At 64.1% G+C, this 4,277-nt stretch carries 4 protein-coding genes; 2 read left to right on the plus strand and 2 right to left on the minus strand.

Going from position 1 to position 4,277, the window contains the following annotated elements; translation table 11 throughout:
• Positions 1–128 precede the first annotated feature (128 nt).
• Positions 129–1,019 (plus strand): LysR substrate-binding domain-containing protein, encoded by an 891-nt coding sequence (locus tag NKH57_RS33405; protein ID WP_352950595.1) that lies wholly within the window; start codon positions 129–131, stop codon positions 1,017–1,019.
• 86 nt (positions 1,020–1,105) lie between these two features.
• Here the strand turns inward: NKH57_RS33405 and NKH57_RS33410 are convergent, their stop codons facing one another.
• Positions 1,106–1,717 carry an LOG family protein gene (locus tag NKH57_RS33410; protein WP_352833777.1) on the minus strand — a complete coding sequence of 204 codons (612 nt, stop codon included), beginning with the start codon at positions 1,715–1,717 and terminating at the stop codon, positions 1,106–1,108.
• A gap of 143 nt (positions 1,718–1,860) precedes the next feature.
• Between NKH57_RS33410 and NKH57_RS33415 the strand changes: the two genes are divergently transcribed.
• Positions 1,861–3,336: a LysM peptidoglycan-binding domain-containing protein gene (locus NKH57_RS33415; protein ID WP_352833774.1), complete on the plus strand. Its 1,476-nt coding sequence runs from the start codon at positions 1,861–1,863 to the stop codon at positions 3,334–3,336.
• Positions 3,337–3,365: 29 nt separating this feature from the next.
• On the opposite strand, the gene NKH57_RS33420 is transcribed toward NKH57_RS33415, so the two are convergent.
• The gene (locus NKH57_RS33420; protein ID WP_352950598.1) at positions 3,366–4,157 is read right to left on the minus strand and encodes an NAD(P)H-dependent oxidoreductase; all 792 of its coding nucleotides are present in this window, start codon (positions 4,155–4,157) and stop codon (positions 3,366–3,368) included.
• Positions 4,158–4,277: the final 120 nt, after the last annotated feature.

Raw genomic sequence — 4,277 nt, forward strand, 5'->3', positions numbered from 1 at the left:
ATAACGCGCCGCAAGAACAGCATGAATTGGGCCGCCAAACTGGCTCAGAACACTCGCAAAAACAGCGTTTATGGATGCGCACTAGGCTATAGTTAAGACCCGTGAGGACTTGGAACCTCGGAGAAAAAATGTTCGACCTGCGCCAGATCAGGTATTTCGTCACCGTCGCCGAAGCCGGCAATGTCGGTCGCGCCGCCGAGATGCTGCATATCTCGCAGTCGCCGCTCAGCCGGCAGATCATGCAGCTCGAGGAGCAGCTTGGCGTCTCCCTGTTTGAGAGGTCGAAGCAGCGGGTCCATCTCAATGCCGAGGGTCGCGCCTTCCTCGCGGAGGCCCGTTCGCTGCTGTCCAATGCGCGACGACTGGAGGAGTTCGGCCGCAACCTGGCCAGCGGCGCCGTCGGCCGTCTCGCCATCGGCTACGTCGAAGGCGCCGTGCACGCCGGGCTTGTCGCAGGCATGCTGCGCCAGTTCCGCCGCGACCGGCCAGACTTTCACCTTCAGTTGCGAAGCCTGCGTTCGGCGGCGCAGCTGGAGGGGTTGCGGCAGCGGGTGCTCGATCTGGGCTTAGTCTATTCGCCGCCAGCCGACGATGACCCGGATGTCGCCGCCATGGCGCTGCGGCATGAGCCGTTGGTGCTGGCGATCCCCGAAGATGATCCGCTTGTCCAAATATCGGAGATCGGGCCGCATCACCTCGACGGCCGCACCTGGATCACGGTCGTGCGCCAGCCCGACGACACCAACCGCGGGCAATTCCTTGCCGCATGCGCCAAAGCCGGTTTTCTGCCCGACATCGCCTACGAGACGGCCGACCCATTGACCTCGCTCGGTCTGGTCAGCGCCGGTCTCGGCCTGGCGACGGTGCAGGCCAGCCTGCGTGCCGCTGCTCCGCCGCGGATCGTGTTTCGCGACCTGCCATGGTTCGAGCGCACGGTTTCCATCCATCTTGCCTGGCGACGTCACGACCGCCGCGCGGTGATCGCTGATCTGCGGCAGGCAGTAGGCAGTAGGCAGTAGGCAGTAGGCAGTAGGCAGTAGAGGTTGCCGTTCCCCGGCATTCATACTGCCTACTGCCTATTCCCTACTGCCTATTCCCTATTCTGTCACATCTTGTCTATCACCGACTGCACGCCCTCGGTCGGGGCGTCGACGGAGGACCCAGCCACCATGATGGCGGCGACGATCGCTTCGGGGTCGTCGACAACCAGCGGCTTGACCCGCTGCGCGGTGTGGATGAAGCCCTGGGCCGCCATGTGATCGAGCAACGACAGCATCGGATCCCAGAATCCGCCGACATTGCCGAAGACGATCGGCTTGCGGTGATGACCGAGCTGCGCCCAGGTCATGACCTCGACGATCTCCTCGACCGTGCCGATGCCGCCCGGCAGCGCCACAAAGGCGTCGGATTTCTCGAACATCTTGTGTTTGCGCTCGTGCATGTTGTCGGTGATCAAGAGTTCGTCGAGCCGGTCAAGCGCGGTTTCCGTTGCCTCCCTATTGATCAGGAAGCGCGGAATGATGCCCGTCACCTTGCCCCCCGCGCGCAAGGCGCCTTCGGCGACGGCGCCCATGATGCCTTTGGTGCCGCCGCCATAGATCAGCCGCAGGCCCGCTTTGGCAATCGAGCGCCCGAGCAGGTGCCCGGCCTTGATATAGATTTCATCGCGGCCCGGAGACGAGCCGCAATAGACGCAAACGGATCGAATCGTGTTCATGCTGATGATTGGTGATTGGGTCTGAAAGCGCGGTCAAGCCCCAAGGGTCAACAAGCTCGGGCTTTTTCTTGTCGGTCCCTCTTTCTTGTCGACATGGGCAAAACAGGCTAGACCGGCGTTAGGTGGCTAAGGGGTAGAGAAATATGGTGATTAATCCATTGAAGGCGTTCCTGTTCGTGGCGGGTGGGACCGTTGCGGCTGCGGGGACCGCCTATGTTTCGGGTGCGCTCGACCCGTATCTTAATCCGACGCCGCCGGCGCAAGTGGCTGCCTTGACGCCGCCCGCGGCGCCGAAGCCGGCTGATCCCGGCACGGAAGCGCGGCTTCCAGCAGCGGCTGTGCCGGCCGCGCCCGCCGCGGTGCCCCAGATAACGGCGCCGGCCGCACCGGCAACGGGTGCAGCGGTTCCGGCAGCGCCGGCTGCGGCCGGTCCGATCGCACCGTCCTTCGATGTCGTGCGCGTCGAGAGCAACGGCTCCATTGTGATTGCCGGCAACGCGGCGCCCAACGCGAAGGTCGAGATCCTCAACGGCACGCCCGTGCTCGGTTCGACGGTCGCCGGTCCCGACGGCGCCTTTGTCATCGTGCTCGACGATCCGTTGAAGCCTGGCGACTATACGATTGCCCTGCGCGCGACCACCGGCGATGTCGTGACGCCGTCGGTGCAGACCGCAGTCGTCTCGGTTCCAAAGAATGCGGCCGGCCAGGTGCTGGCGATGGTCGAGGAGCCGGGCAAGCCGGCCGAACTGCTCACCGTTCCCGCGCCCGAGGCAAAGCCGGCCGCCCCGGCTGCCGGCGACCAGGCCGCCGCGCCGGCGGCTCCCGCGGCGGCGCCCGCAACTGCTTCGGCACCAGCCGCGCCGGCTCCGGCGCCGGCCGTGGCTGAAGCGTCACCTGCTCCGGCAGCCCCATCGGCGCCGGCTGCGCCAGACGTGTCCGAACCCAAGATCGTCGTCGAGGCGGTGGAGATCGACGGCAACAAGATATTTGTTGCCGGCCTCTCAGATCCGGGCCGCAAGGTGCGCGCCTATGCCAATGATATCCTGCTCGGTGACGCTCAGACGTCGCCGAACGGCCATTTCCTCGTCGAGGCGACGCGCGACATTCCGGTCGGCAGCTACACCATCCATGTCGACGGTCTCGATGCCGACGGCGTGAAAGTGGTGGCACGCGCCGCCGTGCCGTTCGAGCGCGAGCCGGGTGAATCGATCGCCGCCGTGGCGCCCGCGGAGCTCAAGCCTGCCGAACCTGCTGCCGCCGAAGCGCCTGCCGCTCCAGCCGATGTCGCGGCTGCTCCCGCAGCACCGGCCGGTGAGGCTCCGGCCGTTGTGGTGGCAGCCACGCCGCCAAGCGATGTGCCCGAGACCGTAGCGCCCAAGCTCGAACATGCGGACGGCGCCGTCATCATCCACCGCCACGACACGCTTTGGCGGATTTCACGGCGTGTCTACGGCCATGGCATGCGCTACTCGACCATCTACCTCGCCAACCAGGATCAGATCAGCGATCCTGATCGCATCTGGCCGGGACAGGTGTTCAAGGTCCCGGAAAAGTCCAAGGAAGGCGAAGCCGCCGACCTCAAGGCGATGGGCAAGCAGGTGACGACAAAGACCAACTAGAGACAAGGCTTTCCAGAGGTCGAAGTCAGCTAGCTCGTTGAGCCGCTTAGGTGAAGTTTGAACCCGGTCATGTTCTGATCGCCCAGGTCGGGGCGTAGCTTCATGCTCGGAATCAAATAGTCGCCGCCATTCTGCCGGCGATAGGGAATGGGCTGCGCGGTAGCGAGCGTTCTCATTCGCTCGCGCAGGCGCTCGGCAGCGGGCTCGAAGTCGGCTTCACCGAAGCGGTCGACGCTATAGGCGACAAATGGCGGGAGCACGTCGTAACCCGGGTAGTAGAGAATCCCGTGATTGATCGGGAACAGCAAGTCGTCGATCTCTCCGTTGACGCCGCGAGGCGCATAGTGCTCTTCCCAGCCGCCGGCGGTCACGATCAACATTGCGCGCTTGCCCATCAAGGTTCCCTCGCCGTAGCGGTCGCCCCATCGCTTGTCGCTATGCTCACCCACACCGTAAGCGAAGCCGTAGGCGAAGACCCTGTCGACCCAGCCCTTGAGGATCGCCGGCATGGCAAACCACCAGAGAGGAAACTGGAGAATCAGCGCATCCGCCCACCGCAGCTTTGCGATCTCGGCCTTGACGTCCTCTGTCAGCGCGTCGGTCTCGAAAGACTTTTTTGATGCTGCGGCAGGCATCAGCCGCGCGTCCGGCGCCAAAATCGGAAAGTCGGCCCGATCAACCGCTGATTTCCAACCCTGGGCGTAGAGGTCCGTCACCCGCACTTCGTGGCCTTGTGCCTCGAGTTCTCTGATGGCGACGTCGCGGAGCGCGCCGTTGAGCGAGCGCGATTCGGGATGAGCGAAGACAAGTAGAATTTTCATGCAGGGACTCCGAGGACTGAAAAACTGGTCCCTTAGCTAGTGCCCGTCCATAAACGGTAAGCTGCTGAAATTACTGGAGGAATCACCAAATTTCCGCAGGAAAGGCCCGACGGTTTCAGG

The sequence above is a fragment of the Mesorhizobium sp. M1050 genome (genome assembly GCF_040318715.1).
GTDB lineage: Bacteria > Pseudomonadota > Alphaproteobacteria > Rhizobiales > Rhizobiaceae > Mesorhizobium.